16 protein-coding genes and 1 pseudogene are annotated in these 15,998 nt (G+C 64.9%); 6 read left to right on the top strand and 11 right to left on the bottom strand.

Features of this window, described 5'->3' with window-relative positions; genetic code table 11:
- Window positions 1–2: 2 nt before the first annotated feature.
- Both L8F97_RS03890 and L8F97_RS03885 read left to right on the top strand, forming a co-directional pair.
- Window positions 3–1,139, top strand: coding sequence for a glycosyltransferase family 4 protein (locus L8F97_RS03890; RefSeq protein ID WP_242146658.1), 1,137 nt, complete (start codon window positions 3–5; stop codon window positions 1,137–1,139).
- Between the two features lie 69 nt (window positions 1,140–1,208).
- Window positions 1,209–2,612, top strand: a complete 1,404-nt coding sequence (locus L8F97_RS03885; protein ID WP_242146657.1) for an NAD(P)H-dependent flavin oxidoreductase — start codon at window positions 1,209–1,211, stop codon at window positions 2,610–2,612.
- A gap of 42 nt (window positions 2,613–2,654) precedes the next feature.
- Here L8F97_RS03885 and L8F97_RS03880 read toward each other — a convergent pair whose 3' ends face one another.
- Window positions 2,655–2,939: a hypothetical protein gene (locus L8F97_RS03880; protein WP_242146656.1), complete on the bottom strand. Its 285-nt coding sequence runs from the start codon at window positions 2,937–2,939 to the stop codon at window positions 2,655–2,657.
- Window positions 2,940–3,045: 106 nt separating this feature from the next.
- Entirely contained in the window at window positions 3,046–3,840 is a 795-nt protein-coding gene (locus L8F97_RS03875; protein ID WP_242146655.1) for a TrmH family RNA methyltransferase, read from the bottom strand.
- Window positions 3,841–3,952: 112 nt separating this feature from the next.
- On the opposite strand from L8F97_RS03875, the gene L8F97_RS03870 reads away from it, so the two are divergent.
- Window positions 3,953–4,921, top strand: a complete 969-nt coding sequence (locus L8F97_RS03870) for a magnesium and cobalt transport protein CorA (protein ID WP_242146654.1) — start codon at window positions 3,953–3,955, stop codon at window positions 4,919–4,921.
- A gap of 68 nt (window positions 4,922–4,989) precedes the next feature.
- On the opposite strand, the gene L8F97_RS03865 is transcribed toward L8F97_RS03870, so the two are convergent.
- Genes L8F97_RS03865 through gltX form a run of 3 tightly spaced genes read right to left on the bottom strand, consistent with a single transcriptional unit; the run spans window position 4,990 to window position 7,933 of the window.
- Window positions 4,990–5,199, bottom strand: a complete 210-nt coding sequence (locus L8F97_RS03865) for a hypothetical protein (protein ID WP_242146653.1) — start codon at window positions 5,197–5,199, stop codon at window positions 4,990–4,992.
- Window positions 5,189–6,472 carry a citrate synthase gene (locus L8F97_RS03860; RefSeq protein WP_242146652.1) on the bottom strand — a complete coding sequence of 428 codons (1,284 nt, stop codon included), beginning with the start codon at window positions 6,470–6,472 and terminating at the stop codon, window positions 5,189–5,191. The genes L8F97_RS03865 and L8F97_RS03860 overlap by 11 nt, the downstream gene beginning before the upstream one ends.
- Before the next feature lie 18 nt (window positions 6,473–6,490).
- A complete protein-coding gene (gene gltX / locus L8F97_RS03855) occupies window positions 6,491–7,933 on the bottom strand; it encodes a glutamate--tRNA ligase (RefSeq protein WP_242146651.1) in 1,443 nt (480 codons plus the stop codon).
- 27 nt (window positions 7,934–7,960) lie between these two features.
- On the opposite strand from gltX, the pseudogene L8F97_RS03850 reads away from it, so the two are divergent.
- A pseudogene (locus L8F97_RS03850) lies at window positions 7,961–10,135 on the top strand (ComEC/Rec2 family competence protein); the annotation flags it as partial.
- On the opposite strand, the gene lexA reads toward L8F97_RS03850, so the two are convergent.
- The 6 genes from lexA to L8F97_RS03820 form a co-directional block, all read right to left on the bottom strand.
- Window positions 10,107–10,787, bottom strand: coding sequence for a transcriptional repressor LexA (gene lexA, locus L8F97_RS03845; RefSeq protein WP_242146650.1), 681 nt, complete (start codon window positions 10,785–10,787; stop codon window positions 10,107–10,109). The pseudogene L8F97_RS03850 and the gene lexA sit on opposite strands and share 29 nt — an antisense overlap.
- Window positions 10,788–10,856: 69 nt before the next feature.
- Window positions 10,857–12,041, bottom strand: a complete 1,185-nt coding sequence (gene glp, locus L8F97_RS03840) for a gephyrin-like molybdotransferase Glp (protein ID WP_242146649.1) — start codon at window positions 12,039–12,041, stop codon at window positions 10,857–10,859.
- Window positions 12,042–12,527, bottom strand: a complete 486-nt coding sequence (moaC, locus tag L8F97_RS03835; RefSeq protein WP_242146648.1) for a cyclic pyranopterin monophosphate synthase MoaC — start codon at window positions 12,525–12,527, stop codon at window positions 12,042–12,044.
- Complete coding sequence (gene trpC, locus L8F97_RS03830; protein ID WP_242146647.1) at window positions 12,524–13,309, bottom strand: indole-3-glycerol phosphate synthase TrpC; 786 nt, start codon at window positions 13,307–13,309, stop codon at window positions 12,524–12,526. Before trpC ends, moaC begins: the two co-directional genes overlap by 4 nt.
- Entirely contained in the window at window positions 13,306–14,301 is a 996-nt protein-coding gene (trpD, locus tag L8F97_RS03825) for an anthranilate phosphoribosyltransferase (protein WP_242146646.1), read from the bottom strand. The genes trpC and trpD overlap by 4 nt, the downstream gene beginning before the upstream one ends.
- Window positions 14,298–14,882, bottom strand: a complete 585-nt coding sequence (locus L8F97_RS03820; protein WP_242146645.1) for an anthranilate synthase component II — start codon at window positions 14,880–14,882, stop codon at window positions 14,298–14,300. Before L8F97_RS03820 ends, trpD begins: the two co-directional genes overlap by 4 nt.
- Before the next feature lie 135 nt (window positions 14,883–15,017).
- Here L8F97_RS03820 and L8F97_RS03815 point away from each other — a divergent pair, with 135 nt between their 5' ends.
- Window positions 15,018–15,530 (top strand): hypothetical protein, encoded by a 513-nt coding sequence (locus tag L8F97_RS03815; RefSeq protein ID WP_242146644.1) that lies wholly within the window; start codon window positions 15,018–15,020, stop codon window positions 15,528–15,530.
- A gap of 58 nt (window positions 15,531–15,588) precedes the next feature.
- On the top strand, window positions 15,589–15,972 hold the full coding sequence (locus L8F97_RS03810) for a hypothetical protein (RefSeq protein WP_242146643.1): 384 nt from the start codon (window positions 15,589–15,591) through the stop codon (window positions 15,970–15,972).
- Window positions 15,973–15,998 lie beyond the last annotated feature (26 nt).

The following is a 15,998-nucleotide window of genomic DNA, read 5'->3' as shown; positions in this document are numbered from 1 at the left end:
CGATGCCTGCGGTCCATATCCTCCATCTCCATTCCAGCTTTAGCCTCGGCGGCAAGGAGGCGCGCGCCGTCCGGCTGATGAACGCGTTCGGAGAGCGGGCGCGGCACACTATCGTCTCGGCGATGCCAGACCAATATGGCGCGCGCGACGCGATTGCGCCGGGCATCTCCTATGAACTCGCGCAAGCCGCGCCGCCGTTGACCGGCCGGCCATCGGTAAAGCGTTATGAAGAGATCGCGCGATTCATGCGACGCTTCGATCTCGTTCTGACCTATAATTGGGGCGGCATTGACGGGGTGATGGCGCGGCGGGTGGTGGGATCGAAAGGTCCGCCGGTCGTTCACCACGAGGACGGTTTCAACGAGGATGAAGCGGAAGGCCTGAAGCCGCAGCGCAATCTATACCGCCGCATCGCGCTCGGCGCCGCATACGCGCTGGTGGTACCGTCGAAGACGCTTGAGACGATCGCGCGAAAGACATGGAAGCAGCCGGAGACGCGCGTTCACCGGATCGCTAACGGCATCGCCACCGCCCGCTACGCGGTAGCGCCAGCACCGAACGCGATCCCCGGTTTCCGCCGCAAACCGGGCGAGATCGTGATCGGCACGCTCGCCGGGCTCCGCGCGGTGAAGAACCTGCCCCTGCTGGTGCGCGCGGTCGGCGGCATGGCGTCGCGCGCGCGACTGGTGGTGGTGGGCGAGGGGCCGGAGCGGCAGGCAATCCTCGACACGGCCGAGGCGATGGGGCTGGCGGACCAGTTGGTGATGCCGGGCTTCCTGCCCGAGCCGCACCGCTATGTCGGGCTGTTCGATATCATGGCCTTATCATCCCGCAGCGAGCAGTTTCCGATATCGATCCTGGAGGGCATGGCGGCGGGTTTGCCGATCGTCGCGCCGCCGGTCGGCGACATTCTCGACATGGTCGCACCGTCAAACCTGCCGTACATCCAGCACGCCTCGGATGAAGTGCGTATCCGCGACGCGTTGCAGTCGATCGCGGGGGCGGACGCGGCAGCGCGGATCTGGCTGGGCGAGCAGAACCGCATGAAAGCGGTCGCCGAATATGACGAGGCGGTGATGATCGCGCGCTACGCCGCGCTCTATTCCGGGGCAATGGGTCGGCCCGGCGCCTTGGGGTGAGCCGCAAGCCTCTCGTCAAGCGTTGATGATCCGCTATAGGACGGTTTGAGTTGTTTCCGGGAGAGTTCGGTGTTCAAAGGTTTGAAGCCCATCATGTACAACGGCCGCGAGGTCTGGCCGTTGGTGGAGGGCGGAAAAGGCGTCGCCGCGACCAATCACGCGAGCGCGGGCGCCTGGGCGGCGGCAGGCGGGATCGGTACCGTGTCGGCGGTCAACGCCGACAGCTACGATCCCGACGGCAAAATCATTCCGCAAGTGTATAAATCGCTGACCCGGCGCGAGCGGCACGAGGAACTGATCGAGTTCGCGATCGAGGGTGCCGTACAGCAGGTGCGCCGCGCGTTCGACATCGCCGGCGGCAAGGGTGCGATCAACATCAACGTGCTGTGGGAGATGGGCGGCGCTCAGCGAATCCTGCATGGCGTGCTGGAGCGCACGCGCGGCCTCGTTTCGGGCGTAACCTGCGGGGCGGGCATGCCGTATAAATTGTCCGAGATCGCTTCCTCCTACGACGTCAGCTATCTGCCGATCGTCAGTTCGGGCCGGGCATTTCGCGCTCTGTGGAAGCGCGCCTATTCCAAGGCGTCCGAGTGGCTGGCGGCGGTGGTGTACGAAGACCCGTGGCTGGCTGGCGGGCACAACGGCCTGTCCAATGCGGAAGATCCGCGCAAGCCGGAAGATCCTTATCCGCGCGTGAAAGCGCTGCGCGACACGATGCGCGAGGGCGGCATTTCCGACGAAGTGCCGATCGTGATGGCGGGCGGCGTCTGGTACCTACGCGACTGGAGCGACTGGATCGACAATCCCGAACTCGGCACGATCGCGTTTCAGTTCGGCACGCGACCGCTGCTGACCAAGGAAAGCCCGATTCCCGAGGCGTGGAAGGCGCGGCTGACCAATATCCAGGAAGGCGAGGTGCTGCTGCACAAATTTTCGCCGACCGGTTTCTATTCGAGCGCGGTGCTCAACCCGTTTCTCCGCCAGCTCGAAGCACGGTCGGACCGGCAGATCGCCTTCTCGACGCAGGAAGCGGGCGACCACGTGTTCCAGCTTGATGTCGGCGTGAAGGGCAAAAACTTCTGGGTGACGCGCAACGATCTGCTGCGCGCGCGCGAATGGTTCGGCGCAGGTTTTACCGACGCGCTCAAGACGCCGGACAATACTTTGGTGTTCGTGACGCCCGTAGAGAAAGGCGTTATCCGCAAGGATCAGGCGGATTGCATGGGCTGCCTCAGCCAATGCTCGTTCTCGTCCTGGGCGGATAGCGAGACCAACTCGACCGGGCGGCTGGCCGATCCGCGCAGTTTCTGCATCCAGAAGACTTTGCAGGATATCGCGCATGGCGGCGACGTCGAACAGAATTTAATGTTCGCCGGGCATGGAGCCTATCAGTTCAAGCGTGACCCATTCTACTCGAACGGCTTCGTGCCGACGGTGAAGGAACTGGTCGATCGCATCCTGACCGGCGACTGACAGAGAAGGGGCGGCGGATCGCTCCGCCGCCCCCTGTGCTTCTTAGCGGTAGCAGACCGTCACGGGGCGGTGATACCGATAGGTCGTCCGGCAATCGCGCCGGCCGTGCCAACCGCGATTATAACCATAGCCGCTACGGCCATAGCCGTAGCCGCGATCATGGCCGTAATAGCCACGACGACCATCGCGCCAGTCCCGCCCTTCATGATGGCCACCGCGCCAGTCGCGCCGATCGCCATGATCGTAACGCTGCGCATCCGCGCTGGTGGAGACGCCCACGCCAGCAACCATCAGGCCAACAGCGGCCGCAATTTTCAGACTCTTCATCGAACGATCCTTTCCAAGCTCATCGAGTAACTTGGTTCTAAGCACCGCGATTCGTATCGTTGCTGAATGTCATTGTAGTGTCAGGTACAGGTTTGCCGTGCGCCGCTTACCCGCGGGCCAACACTTCATAGGCCATCACCGCGGTCGCCACCGCCGCGTTCAGGCTATCCGCCTTACCAAGCATGGGAATCTTGACGAGCAGATCGCACGCCTGCGCATATTCCGGCGGCATGCCTTGCGCCTCGTTACCGGTGAGGAGGAATGTTGGCTTCGCGTACGTCGCGGTTCGGTAATGTTGGTCGGTATCGAGGCTCAGCCCAACGAGCTGCCCCGGGCCGGCGCGTAGCCAGGCGAGAAACGGGTCCCAGCCGCTCTGCACGATCGGCACGGTGAACAACGCCCCCATGCTGGCACGCACAGCCTCGACGGAAAACGGATCGACGCATTCGCCGATCAGGATCAGCCCGCCCGCGCCGACTGCGTCTCCAGTGCGCAGGATCGTGCCGAGATTGCCGGGATCGCGCAGCCGCTCCGCTACCAGCCAGATACTCGAGCTTTGACGGTCGAGCGCGGTAAGGGGCTGCGCGAACTCCTCGAACACGCCGACCACCGCCTGCGGGTTGTCCTTGCCGGACAGCTTCGACAGGATGTCGGCCACCGTCTCGATCGCCTCGCCACCGGCAGCCTCGACCTGCTCGATTAAGGTGCGAACCAGCGGATGCGCGGCACTGTCGCGAGCGTAGAACAGGTAGATCGGCAACCGGCCGCTCTCGCGTGCTTCGGTCAGGATGCGCAATCCCTCGGCGAGAAACAGCCCCTCTTCGCGGCGGTGGCGCTTCTCTCGAAGCGCACGCATGCGCTTGATGAGCGGATTGGAATAAGCGGTGATCTCGCGCGGCATCGCGCCGCTATGCCGCAACCTGACGTCCGCGTCGATGTTTTGCGCGAAGACGCTGACGGCACGCTAACGGTCTGCTACCGCGCGCCATACTGGACTACCAAGGGCTTTGCCGATGAGCGTGATTGCCGCCTATTTGTACCGCCACGGGGCGCGGGTGCGGGAGATCGACATCGAAGAAAAGGTCGACTGCGCGCACGACAAATCCGAATTCGTTTGGATCGGGATCGCAGACCCGGACGAGGCGGAACTGCGGCGTCTGCAAAAAACGTATGATCTTCACCCGCTCGCGATCGAGGACGCGCTGAAGGCGGATCAGTTGCCCAAGGTCGACGTCTATGGCGATCAGGTGTTCGTGGTGGCGCGCACCGCGCACCTTGAGGGTGACAAGATCATCTACGGTGAAACGTCAATTTTCGTCGGGCACAGCCATATCATCAGCGTCCGACACGGGTCGCCGCGCAAGCATGTCAGCCTGCGCGACAATCTCGAAAAAGCGCCGACCCTTCTTGCGCAGGGTGTCGACTACGTGCTGCACGCGATCCTTGATTTCATTGCGGACGGCTATCTGCCCATCGTCGAAACGATCGAGGAGGATGTGATCGCAATGGAGCGGCGCGCGCTCGATACGTTCCTGAATCGCGGCGAGGTGGCGCGCATCTTCGCGCTGCGCCGTGAACTGATGCGGTTCCAGCGCGTGCTTGTGCCGATGGGCGAGGTGGCGGGCAAGTTCGTGCGGCTCGAGCTGCCGTGCATCGACCCGGAGGCGCGGCCGTATTTCAGCGACGTCCTCGACCATATTCGGCGCGTACAATCGATGGTCGACGGCTTGCGGGACGTGCTGACGTCGGTGTTCGAGATCAGCAATCTGCTGGAGGGGCAGCGTACCGGCGATATCACCCGACAGCTTGCCGCCTGGGCGGCGATCCTGGCGGTGCCGACCGCGATCGCCGGCATCTACGGCATGAACTTCGAACATATGCCCGAGCTGAAGTGGGAATATGGCTATCCGCTGACGCTCGTCATCATCGTGGTAGTGTGCAGCGTGCTGTACTGGCGGTTCAAGCGGCTGAACTGGCTGTAGGATCGCTGCGCCAGGCAGGATGTCGGTCAGCCCGAGCGAGTCAGCCGCTTGGAACCAGCTCCCTAGATTCAGCGGATGCGCCGGTTCCTGGCGATCAGCAGCACGCCCGCAACGACCAGCACCGCGCCGTACAGCGTCCAGCGGCGCTCATCGATCATGAAGCTCGACGCCGGCCAGCGGATCAGGCCAAGCCCTTGCCCGATCCACAGCAGCCCCATCGCCAGCGCAAGCGCGCCGGCGATGAGGAGCACGACGCGGATCGCGTTCTTAGCGGCCACTGACGGGCACGTAATCGCGCTGGGTCGCGCCGGTGTAGAGCTGGCGCGGGCGGCCGATCTTCTGCGCCGGATCCGAGATCATCTCGTTCCACTGCGCGACCCAGCCGACGGTGCGAGCGAGTGCGAACAGCGCGGTGAACATCGTGGTCGGGAAGCCGATCGCCGAGAGGATGATGCCCGAATAGAAATCGACGTTCGGGAACAGCTTCTTCTCGATGAAGTACGGATCGCTCAGCGCGATTTCCTCAAGCCGCAGCGCCGTCTCGAACACCGGATCGGTGACGTTGAGCGACTCGAACACCTCGCGCACGGTCTTCTGCATCACCGTCGCGCGCGGATCGTAGTTCTTGTACACGCGGTGGCCGAAGCCCATCAGGCGGAACGGATCGTTCTTGTCCTTGGCGCGCGCGATATACTCCGGGATCTTGTCGGGCGTGCCGATCTCGCGCAGCATGTTGAGCGCCGCTTCGTTGGCGCCGCCATGCGCCGGGCCCCACAGGCAGGCGATGCCCGCCGCGATGCACGCGAACGGGTTCGCACCCGACGAACCGGCGAGCCGTACCGTCGAGGTCGATGCGTTCTGTTCGTGATCGGCGTGGAGAATGAAGATGCGGTCCATCGCCTTTTCGACGATCGGGTTGACCTCATACGGCTCGGCGGGAACGCCGAACGTCATCTGGAGGAAATTGCCGGTGTAGCTGAGGTCGTTGCGCGGATGCATGAACGGCTGACCGACCGAATATTTGTACGCCATCGCCGCGATCGTCGGCATCTTGGCGATCAGGCGGTGGCTGGCGATCATGCGCTGCATCGGATCGGTGACGTCCGCCGAATCCTGGTAGAACGCCGACAGCGCGCCGACCACGCCGCACATCACCGCCATCGGGTGCGCATCGCGGCGGAAGCCCTTGTAGAAGGTGGCGAGCTGTTCGTGCAGCATCGTGTGGCGCGTGATAGTGTGGTCGAACTTGGCAAGTTCGTCTTTCGACGGCAGTTCTCCGTTGAGGAGCAGGTAGCACGTCTCCATGAACGTCGACTGTTCCGCCAGCTGGCCGATCGGATAGCCGCGGTGGAGCAGCACGCCCTCGTCGCCGTCGATATAGGTGATCGCGGAATCGCAGCTCGCCGTCGAGGTGAAGCCGGGATCGTACGTGAACATGCCGGTCTGCGCATACAGCTTGCGGATATCGATCACGTCGGGGCCAACCGTGCCCGAAAGCACCGCGTTCTCAACGTCCTTGCCGGCTACACTCAGTTTCGCGGTGTCGGTCATCGGTTTCAGTTCCTCTATTCAGTTCTTTATCTGATCGGCGATCCGGCCCAGGCTTTCATCGCGCCCAAGCAGCACAAGCACGTCGAAGATGCCGGGCGAGGTCTTGCGGCCGGTCAAGGCGACGCGCAGCGGCTGCGCGACCTGGCCAAGCTTGACCCCCGCATCCTCGGCAACCTGCCGAACCGCAGACTCGGTACTCTCCGTATCCCAGCGGTCGAGCGCGTCAAGCGCCGTGTGCAGCGCAGCAAGGAGCTGTGGCGCGTTTCCGGCGACCAGCGGCGCAGCCTCCGGCGCGATCTCAAGCGGGCGGCTGCGAAACAGGAATTGCGCGCCGTCCGCCAGCTCGATCAGGCTCGCCGCGCGGGGCTTCAGCGAGGGCATCGCCTGCTCCAGCAACGTGCGTTGCGTGTCCGCGAGCGGGGGATCGCATCGCTCGGCGACGAGTTCGGCCAATCGCGCATCATCCGCCTCGCGGATGTAATGGCCGTTGAGATTTTCCAGTTTCTTGATGTCGAATCGCGACGGCGATTTCCCGATGCCGGACAGGTCGAACCATTCGATAGCCTGCGCACGGCTGATGATCTCGTCATCGCCGTGCCCCCAGCCGAGCCGCAGCAGGTAGTTATCGACCGCCTCGGGCAACATGCCGAGTTCGTCGCGGTAATATTCGACACCGACAGCGCCGTGCCGCTTGGAAAGCTTGCCGCCGTCAGGTCCGTGGATCATCGGCACATGCGCATAGACCGGTTCGGGCCACCCCATCGCCGTGATGATGGGAAGCTGGCGAAACGCGTTGTTGAGGTGATCGTCGCCACGGATGACATGCGTCACGCCCATGTCGTGATCGTCCACCACCACCGCGAGCATATAGGTCGGCGTGCCGTCCGAGCGCAGCAGGATGAGATCGTCCAATTCGGCATTCTGGACGGTAATGCTGCCCTGTACCTGATCGACAATCGTGGTGGCACCGTCAGTCGGCGCCTTGAGACGCACGACGTACGGCTTGTCGCCACCCTCGGCAGGGTCGCGGTCGCGCCAGGGGCTGCGCACGCGTAACGGCCGCTTGGCCGCTTCCGCCTCCGCGCGCATTTCGGCGAGTTCGTCCTGCGTCATGTAACAGCGATAGGCGTGGCCGTTCGCGACCATTTGGTGTGCGACTTCGGCATGCCGCGCGGCGCGCTGGAACTGGAACACCGCGTCGCCGTCCCAATCAAGGCCGAGCCAGCGCATCGAGGTAAGGATCGCGTCGATTGCCGGCTGGGTCGAGCGGGCGCGGTCGGTATCCTCGATCCGCAGCAGGAACGTGCCGCCCATGCTCTTGGCGTAGAGCCAGTTGAACAACGCCGTACGGGCGCCGCCAATGTGCAGATAACCGGTCGGCGACGGCGCGAACCGGGTCACGACCTTTGCGGTACGGGGCGTGGCGATTTCGGCCGACGCGCTATCAGATGTTGCGCTCAACCGCGCTGTCTCCCAGACGTGAAAACGATGGCCAGTTCAGCCGACGCCGCCCCTAGCACGCGACCCCGGCCGCTTCAAATCGGCTGGCACGTCGCATTTGGGGTCTCGATCGAGCGCTGGCTAGAGGCCGAGCGCGATCAGTTGGTGCTGTGGCTGCCGGTGATGCTGGGTCTCGGCATCGCGCTATGGCTCGTGCTGCCCGATCCACTTGCGTGGAGCGTCGTTGCGCTGGTGGCAGGCGGGGTGTCGCTTGCCGCGCTCGCGGTGGGGCGTGGCGGGCGGGCCGGGCGGGCGCTTGCCGCGGGGGCCATGTTGACCGCTTTTGGGGTTCTACTGATATGGGCGCGCGCTGAGTCCATCGCTGTGGTGCCGATCGCCGCACCGGTCATCGCGCGGTTTGAGGCGCGGGTGGAGCGGGTCGAGCCGCTTGCCGCGCGCGACCTTGTACGGCTGCGGCTCACGCCACTACGCGTTATCGGTGATGGCAGACGCCCCGAGCCAAGTTTGCCCGCGCACCTCCGGATCAATCTCGCCAGCGGCGATGTGCCAGCGGGGATGAACGAGGGGGCGACGATCCGGCTCGGCGCGCGGCTGATGCCGCCGCCTGGTCCGGCGGTGCCCGGCGCGTACGATTTTGCGCGTGTCGCCTGGTTCGACGGGATCGGCGCGACCGGTCGCGGGCTCGCGCCGGTGACGGTGCTGACCCCCGGAACGCGCGGCAGTGAATTGGGGCTAGGCCGCCTTCGCGCGGCGCTATCGCTTCATATCCAGCATAGCGCCCCCGGGGGAGCGGGCGCGATCGCGGCAGCGCTGGCGACAGGCGACCAAAATGCGATCTCAGAGGGTGACGCCGATGCGATGCGCAGATCGGGGCTGGCGCATCTGCTGTCGGTCAGCGGGCTGCACATAACCGCCGCAGTCGGTGCCGTGATGCTGATCGTCGGGCGGCTACTGGCGCTCAGCCCGTGGGTCGCCTTGCGCTGGCGCGTGCCGATGATCTCGGCCGGCGCGGGAGCCGTCGCGGCGATCGGCTACACGCTGCTGACCGGGGCGGAGGTGCCGACGGTGCGATCGTGCGTGGCGGCGCTGCTGGTGCTGGCGGCGCTGATGATGGGGCGTGAGGCGATTACGTTGCGACTGGTTGCGGCGGGTGCGTTCGTGGTGCTGGTGCTGTATCCGGAGGCACTGGCTGGCCCAAGCTTCCAACTGTCGTTTGCGGCGGTTGCGGCGATCGTGTCGCTGCATGAACATCCGGCAGTGAAGCGCTGGTTCGGCCCACATGAGGAGAAGCGGTGGCGAGCGATCGCGCGTGGGCTGCTGTCGTTGTTGTTCACCGGCGTGGTTGTTGAACTGGCGCTGATCCCGATTTCGGCGTTCCATTTTCACCGTGCCGGCGTGTATGGATCGGTCGCCAACATCATCGCGATCCCGCTCACCACGTTCGTCACCATGCCGTTCGAAGCGCTCGCGCTGGTGTTCGACGTAATTGGCGCAGGCTGCCCGTTCTGGTGGGTGACGGCTCGTTCTCTCGACCTGCTGTTGTGGATCGCGCACTCGGTCGCCGCGCTGCCGGGAGCCGTTGCCTCCATCCCGGCGATGCCGACCGGCGCCTACGCGCTGATGGTCGTGGGTGGCTTGTGGATCGCCTTGTGGCGGACGCGGTGGCGACGTGTCGGTGCCGTGCCGCTGGTGATCGGTGCGACTTGGGCGCTGCTCACACCCGTTCCGGACTTGCTGGTAACCAGCGATGGTCGACATGCTGCTATTCGCACAGCCGCCGGCAATGTCGCCGTGCTGCGCGACCGAACTGGCGACTACACCGCAAACACCTTTGCCGAGAATGGTGGTATCGTCGGCGTGCCGTTGCTGCTGTCCGAGCAGCCCGATGCGCGGTGCAGCCGGGACGTGTGCCTCGTTCAGCGCAGCAGCGGCGGTCGGCGCTGGCGCATTCTGGCCACACGAAGCGGCTACTTCGTTCCAACCGAACAACTCGTGCCGTTATGCACGACTGTCGATATCGTCATTAGTGATCGCAACCTGCCACGTGCCTGCCGCCCACGCTGGCTCAAGCTCAACAAGGCGATGCTGGCGAAAACCGGTGGCGTGGCGGTGACGTTCTCGACCGCTACCGTGACCACCGTTAACCAGCCGGGCGACCGCCACCCATGGCGGATCAATCGTAGCGGCGCAGCAACCCGGCGAGCTTACCCTGGATCCGCACCTGCGCGGGTGCGTAGCGCTGCGGGTCGTAGGAGCGATTGGCAGGATCAAGCCGAACCATCGCGCCCTCGCGGCGGAAATACTTGAGCGTGGCTTCAGCCTCTTCGATCAGCGCCACCACGATCTCACCGTCCCGCGCAGTCTCGGTGCGCCGGATCAGCGCGTAATCGCCATCCAGGATGCCGGCGTCGACCATCGAATCGCCGGCAACTTCGAGCGCGTAATGTTCACCACCGCCCAGCAAGGCAGCCGGGACTGCAAGCATAGACTGCCCCTCGAAAGCCTCGATCGGCACGCCGGCGGCGATACGGCCATGCAACGGAATTTCGATCACGTCGTTCGCAGGCTGCGGCATGGTACGGACGTTGGAAGCGGCAGCCGGTTCGGGCAGCGAAGCCACTTTCTTTGCCGGTGCGATCCGCTCCGGCATACGCAGCACTTCGAGGGCTCGTGCTCTGTTGGGCAGTCTGCGGATGAATTGCCGCTCCTCCAGCGCGCTGATCAGGCGATGGACACCCGACTTCGACTTGAGGTCGAGCGCCTCCTTCATTTCCTCAAACGAAGGGGATACGCCGGTCTCCTCGAGGCGATCATTGATGAAGCAAATCAGCTCGTGCTGCTTGCGAGTGAGCATCGACGTTCCTCCATCCGAACAGATGAGGAACCAATATGGAACGACATTACCCTCGTCAAGGCCGATCCATCACGAAAGCGGCAGGATTTCCACCGAGTCGGCGGCTTTTGCCGCCGGAGCATTGGGCGGGCGGATAACGAGGCAGTCAGCGCGCGCGAGCGTGCGTAACATCGAGCTGTCCTGGATCGCGGCGACGTACACGTGACCGCCGCGCGTTTCGGCGCGTAGATAGTCGGCGCGGTGATCGTTGGCAGGCAGATCTTCGCCCAATATCGCGGAGGCGCGGCGCGGCAGGGGTTGGGCGGCGCCAGCCATATGAGCGATGAGCGGACGCAGGAACAATGTCGCGGTGACGAATGCGGACACGGGATTGCCCGGGAGGCCGAGCACGACCACGTCGTTCAATCGCCCCGCGAGCATCGGCTTACCCGGCCGCAGCGCGATTTTCCAGAAGTCGAGCTTCCCACCGGCAGCTTCGAGCGCCGGTCGGACCAGATCGTGGTCGCCAACCGACGCGCCACCCGTGGTGACGAGAATGTCCGCCCGAACCGCCGCAAATACCTGGGTGATGGTGTCGAGACGATCGGGTAGAATGCCGAGGTCGACGATCTCGACAGGCAGATCGGCAAGCATCGCCGCGAGCATCGCACCGTTTGATTCCGGTAGCGCGCCCGGTGACAGCGGCGCGCCCGGTGCCGCCAGCTCGTCTCCTGTCGCGACCGTAGCCACGCGCAACGGCCGGTGCACAGGCAACGTGCCGTGTCCGCCGGTCGCCGCGACGGCGATCCGCGCTGGTGTGAGTCGCTCACCCCGCGTGACCAGTATGTCGCCCGCGGTGAAATCTAGCCCCTTGCGCCGAACGTTACGGCCGAGCCGCGCCGGGCCGTCGCCTGTTACGATCAGCCGTTCGCCGTCTCGGCGTGCTTCTTCCTGTACCAATACGGTGTCGGAGCCGTCGGGCATCGCCGCCCCGGTGAAAATACGGACGGCTTCGCCCGGGCGAAGAACCTTGTCGAATGGTCTGCCGGCGGCGCTTTCGCCGATCACGTATAGCGGGCCGTGCAGGTCGGCAAAACGCAGCGCATAACCGTCCATCGCGGACAAGTCGCTCGCCGGTTGCGTGCGGAGCGCTGGTACGTCGGCGGCAGCCCAGCGGCCGGCAGCGAGCCGGATCGGGGCATCCTCGTGTGCGACCGGGTCCGCCAACGCCAGCAATCGCGCAACAGCCTCATCGACCGGCAGTAGCGCTGCCATTCAGGCGGACACCTGGGTCGGGGCGTTCCAGTCGCCCGACTTGCCCCCGCGCTTCTCGAGCAGGCGGATGCCGGAGATCACCATCGCCTTATCGATCGCCTTCGCCATGTCGTAGATCGTCAGCAGGGCCACGCTCGCCGCGGTGAGCGCCTCCATCTCGACGCCGGTCTTACCCTCGGTTGCGGCGGTGGCGGTCACGGTCACGCCATCTGTCTCGGGTACGAGATCGATCGCCACCCGGGTCAACGGCAACGGATGACATAAAGGGATCACCTCACTGGTGCGTTTCGCCGCCATGATACCCGCGATGCGAGCGACGGCCAGGACGTCGCCTTTCAGCGCGGTGCCTGAGCGGATCGCATGCGCGGCCTCTGCCGACATGGCGATGTGACCGGTGGCGATTGCTTGTCGCGCGGTGACGATCTTGCCGCCGACATCGACCATGTGCGCGGCACCGCTCTCGTCGAGATGCGTCAGATTACTCATCCGACCAGCGCCCGTGTCGCCGCTTCGAGATCGTCCTGCCGCATCAGCGCCTCGCCGATCAGGAAGCATTTGATGCCATGTTCGGCCATCGCGTCGAGATCGGCGCGCGTGGTCAGACCGCTTTCGGCGACGAAGGTGCAATCCTTCGGTGCTTTCGACACCAGTTCATAGGTGCGGGCGAAATCGACGGTGAAGTCGCGCAGGTTGCGGTTGTTCACGCCGATCAGCCGCGACTTGAGCTTCAAGGCGCGCTCCATCTCCTTCGCGTCGTGGACCTCGACCAGTACGTCCATGTCGCACTCCATCGCGCTTGCCTCGATGTCGGCGAGCAGACCATCGTCGAGCGCGGCGACGATCAGCAGGATGCAGTCCGCTCCCAACCCGCGCGACTCCGGCGCTTGCCATGGATCGACCATGAAGTCCTTGCGCAGCACCGGCAGCGTGCACGCTTCACGCGCGGTGGTGAGATAGTCATCGCAACCCTGGAACCACGGCTCATCCGTCAGCACCGACAGGCATGCCGCGCCGCCGGCTTGGTACGCGGCCGCATGGGCTGGGGGATCGAAATTCTCGCGGATCAGACCCTTGGACGGGCTGGCCTTCTTGATTTCGGCAACCAACGCATAACCGGTTTGCGCCTTCGCATCGAGCGCGGCGCGGAACCCGCGCGGTTTCGTGCGCGCGGCAATGCGCTTATCCAGTTCGGCGAGCGACGTGGTCGCCTTACGCGCGGCGACGTCGGCGCGCTTGGTTTCGAGGATACGGTCGAGCACGTCGGTCATCGGTAAGCGATCCATCTGTCGAGCAGCGCATTCGCGCGCCCATCGTCGAGCGCAGCGGCGGCGGTTTCCGCGCCTTCGCTCAGGGTATCCGCGGTGCCTGCGACGATCAGCGCGGCTGCGGCGTTGAGGAGAACGGCGTCGCGGTACGGCCCGCGCTCGCCTCGCAATAACGCGCGCAGCGCGCGCGCGTTGTGGGCCGGATCGCCACCACGAATGGCGGAAAGCGGATGGCAGGGCAGGCCGGCATCCTGGGGCGTAATGCGGTCGCCGAGGCCGAGCGGCCCGATCGAGACCGCGACGCTCGATCCGGCACAGGACAGCTCGTCGAGCGAGTCCTCACCTGCGACGACGAGCGCGCGTTCGGTCCCGAGATCGCGCAGCGCTTCGGCATAGGTGATGGCGTAATCCGGGCGGGCGATGCCGATCAACTGGCGCGTCACGCGCGCCGGATTGGCGAGCGGACCCATCAGATTGAAGATCGTTCGTCGGCCGATCGCGCGCCGGATCGGCGCGAGGCGCTTCATCGCGGGGTGATGACTGGCGGCAAACAGGAACGCGATGCCGATGTCGGCAAGGCTCCCCTCGGCATCCCGCGCCGCGCGGTCGAGATCGAGGCCCAGCATCTCCAGCGTGTCGGCAGCGCCCGCTTTTGAGGAGGCTGCGCGATTGCCGTGCTTGGCAACGGGCACGCCGCACGCGGCTACGACGATCGAAACCGCGGTTGATACGTTGAGCGTGTGGTGCCCGTCGCCGCCGGTGCCGCACACGTCGATCGCGTCTTTAGGGGCGTCGATCGCGATCATCCGTTCGCGAAGCGCGCGGGCGGCGGCGGCGATTTCGATGCTGGTCTCGCCGCGGATCGCCAGACGGGTCAGAAAGTCCGTGGTGAGATCGTCCGGCGCGGCGCCATCGAGGATCGTGGCGAACGCCTCGCCAGCGCTTTCGCGCGACAGCGGCGTCTCCGGGTCGGGGAGCAGAGCGATCGTGGTCACGCGAGCGCCTTCACGTCGATGCCTGACAGTCGCACGAAGTTGGCGAGCAGCGCGTGGCCATGTTCGGTGGCGATGCTCTCGGGGTGAAACTGTACGCCGTGGATCGGAAGGGTTTCGTGCCGCACACCCATCACCGATCCATCGTCGGCGCGCGCGTTGACAATCAGGCCGGCCGGTAAATCCTCGACGATCAGCGAATGGTAGCGGGTGGCGATGAACGGGGAAGGCAAGCCTTCGAAGAGGCCGGTCCCGTCATGGGTGACGGGGGAGGTCTTACCGTGCATCAGCCCGCCGCGCACCACGCTGCCACCGAAATGCTGGCCGATCGCCTGATGCCCGAGGCACACGCCCATCAGCGGTTTGCCGGCGTCCGCGCAGGCGGCGACGAGATCGAGGCTGATGCCGGCCTCGTTGGGGGATTTCGGTCCGGGCGAGATCAGGAAACCTTGCGCGTTGCTCGCGACCGCGTCGGCGGCGGTGAGCGCATCGTTGCGCACGACCTTAACCTCGGCGCCGAGCTCCATCAGGTAATGGACGAGGTTCCAGGTGAAGCTGTCGTAATTGTCGATGACGAGGATCATGACGCTTGCCATAGCCTTTGTGACACACAGCGCAACACCGCCCCGATTTGGCCGCGTTTTCGGCGGCGTTCGGCTCTATTCCGGATGGAGCGTTTCGCCGGGTCTGAGCGTTCGGCCCGCAAGGAGATTATCACGATGGTTCGCGCCCTGATGTTCGTTGCTGCCCTGACCTTGCCGATGATGGCCGCCGCGCAGGCACCGGCTACGACCGCCAAGCCTGCCGCGCAATCGGGCGACACCATCACTGCCGCGGACGTGATGGCACGCGAGGATCACGCCGGCGTGGCAGAGCAGGCGGAGACCGGACAGCCGGTGAAGCGCATTCGCAACATCGCGCTGACCGGCACGACACCATGCCCGAAGGCGAGCACCCCGGATGAGGTGGTGGTATGTTCACGCGTTGACGAGCCGTTTCGCATCCCCAAGCCGCTGCGCGACAAGAAGCCGATCCCGGCGCAGAATCAGAGCTGGGTCAACCGCACGGCGATGATGGATCAAGTCGGTCGTGAGGCAGGTGGCCTGCCCGATACCTGTTCGCCGGTAGGCACGGGCGGGCAGACCGGGTGCACCACGCAGATGCTGCAAAACTGGACAGCAGAGCGTGTCGCCAAGCGCAATGGTCAGTCAATCGACCCGACCGCACCATAATCGCGGCATTAATCTCCTTCATGTACCGGGGCAGGATGAGTAGCCGGGGCGAACAGACATGCTGACTATCGAGACGGATACATCGCGGGCGTTGGTTCGGGCGACGCTTGAAGGGTTCCTTGAGGTGGAAGAGGTCGCCGCATTCTTCCGCCAGGAGCAGGAACTGGTCCGTTCTCTCGGGTACAGGTCGGGAGATTACGTGCTGTTGTTCGATGCGCGTAAAGCTGTAATCCAGTCGCAAGACGTGGTCGGGGCGTTCATGACGCAAATGCTGGCGGTGCCGTTGAAAGCACGTCGGGTCGCCGTGGTCGGTGGCGCGTCACTGGCGCGCATGCAGGCACAACGCGTCGCTCAGGTGCGTCAGGATGCGGCAACCTTCTCGAGCATCGAAGATGCAGAGGCGTGGCTGTTCGCACCCATTCCGGAACAGCCGCTCGCCTGATTGCCGAGCGCCGCTTCAATGCGGCG

The sequence above is a fragment of the Sphingomonas sp. BAUL-RG-20F-R05-02 genome (assembly GCF_022662305.1).
GTDB lineage: Bacteria > Pseudomonadota > Alphaproteobacteria > Sphingomonadales > Sphingomonadaceae > Sphingomonas.
Note: the sequence above shows the minus strand (reverse complement) of the source record. Positions and strands in the feature narration are given on the sequence as shown.

Excerpts from the sequence above, each read along its gene's own strand:
- trpC (WP_242146647.1), bottom strand. The coding sequence starts at position 13,309 with ATGACCGACGTGCTCGACCGTATCCTCGAAACCAAGCGCGCCGACGTC.
- L8F97_RS03860 (WP_242146652.1), bottom strand. The coding sequence starts at position 6,472 with ATGACCGACACCGCGAAACTGAGTGTAGCCGGCAAGGACGTTGAGAAC.
- L8F97_RS03880 (WP_242146656.1), bottom strand. The coding sequence starts at position 2,939 with ATGAAGAGTCTGAAAATTGCGGCCGCTGTTGGCCTGATGGTTGCTGGC.
- moaC (WP_242146648.1), bottom strand. The coding sequence starts at position 12,527 with ATGAGTAATCTGACGCATCTCGACGAGAGCGGTGCCGCGCACATGGTC.
- L8F97_RS03810 (WP_242146643.1), top strand. The coding sequence starts at position 15,589 with ATGCTGACTATCGAGACGGATACATCGCGGGCGTTGGTTCGGGCGACG.
- glp (WP_242146649.1), bottom strand. The coding sequence starts at position 12,041 with ATGGCAGCGCTACTGCCGGTCGATGAGGCTGTTGCGCGATTGCTGGCG.
- L8F97_RS03815 (WP_242146644.1), top strand. The coding sequence starts at position 15,018 with ATGGTTCGCGCCCTGATGTTCGTTGCTGCCCTGACCTTGCCGATGATG.
- L8F97_RS03890 (WP_242146658.1), top strand. The coding sequence starts at position 3 with ATGCCTGCGGTCCATATCCTCCATCTCCATTCCAGCTTTAGCCTCGGC.
- lexA (WP_242146650.1), bottom strand. The coding sequence starts at position 10,787 with ATGCTCACTCGCAAGCAGCACGAGCTGATTTGCTTCATCAATGATCGC.
- L8F97_RS03870 (WP_242146654.1), top strand. The coding sequence starts at position 3,953 with ATGAGCGTGATTGCCGCCTATTTGTACCGCCACGGGGCGCGGGTGCGG.
- L8F97_RS03820 (WP_242146645.1), bottom strand. The coding sequence starts at position 14,882 with ATGATCCTCGTCATCGACAATTACGACAGCTTCACCTGGAACCTCGTC.
- L8F97_RS03875 (WP_242146655.1), bottom strand. The coding sequence starts at position 3,840 with ATGCCGCGCGAGATCACCGCTTATTCCAATCCGCTCATCAAGCGCATG.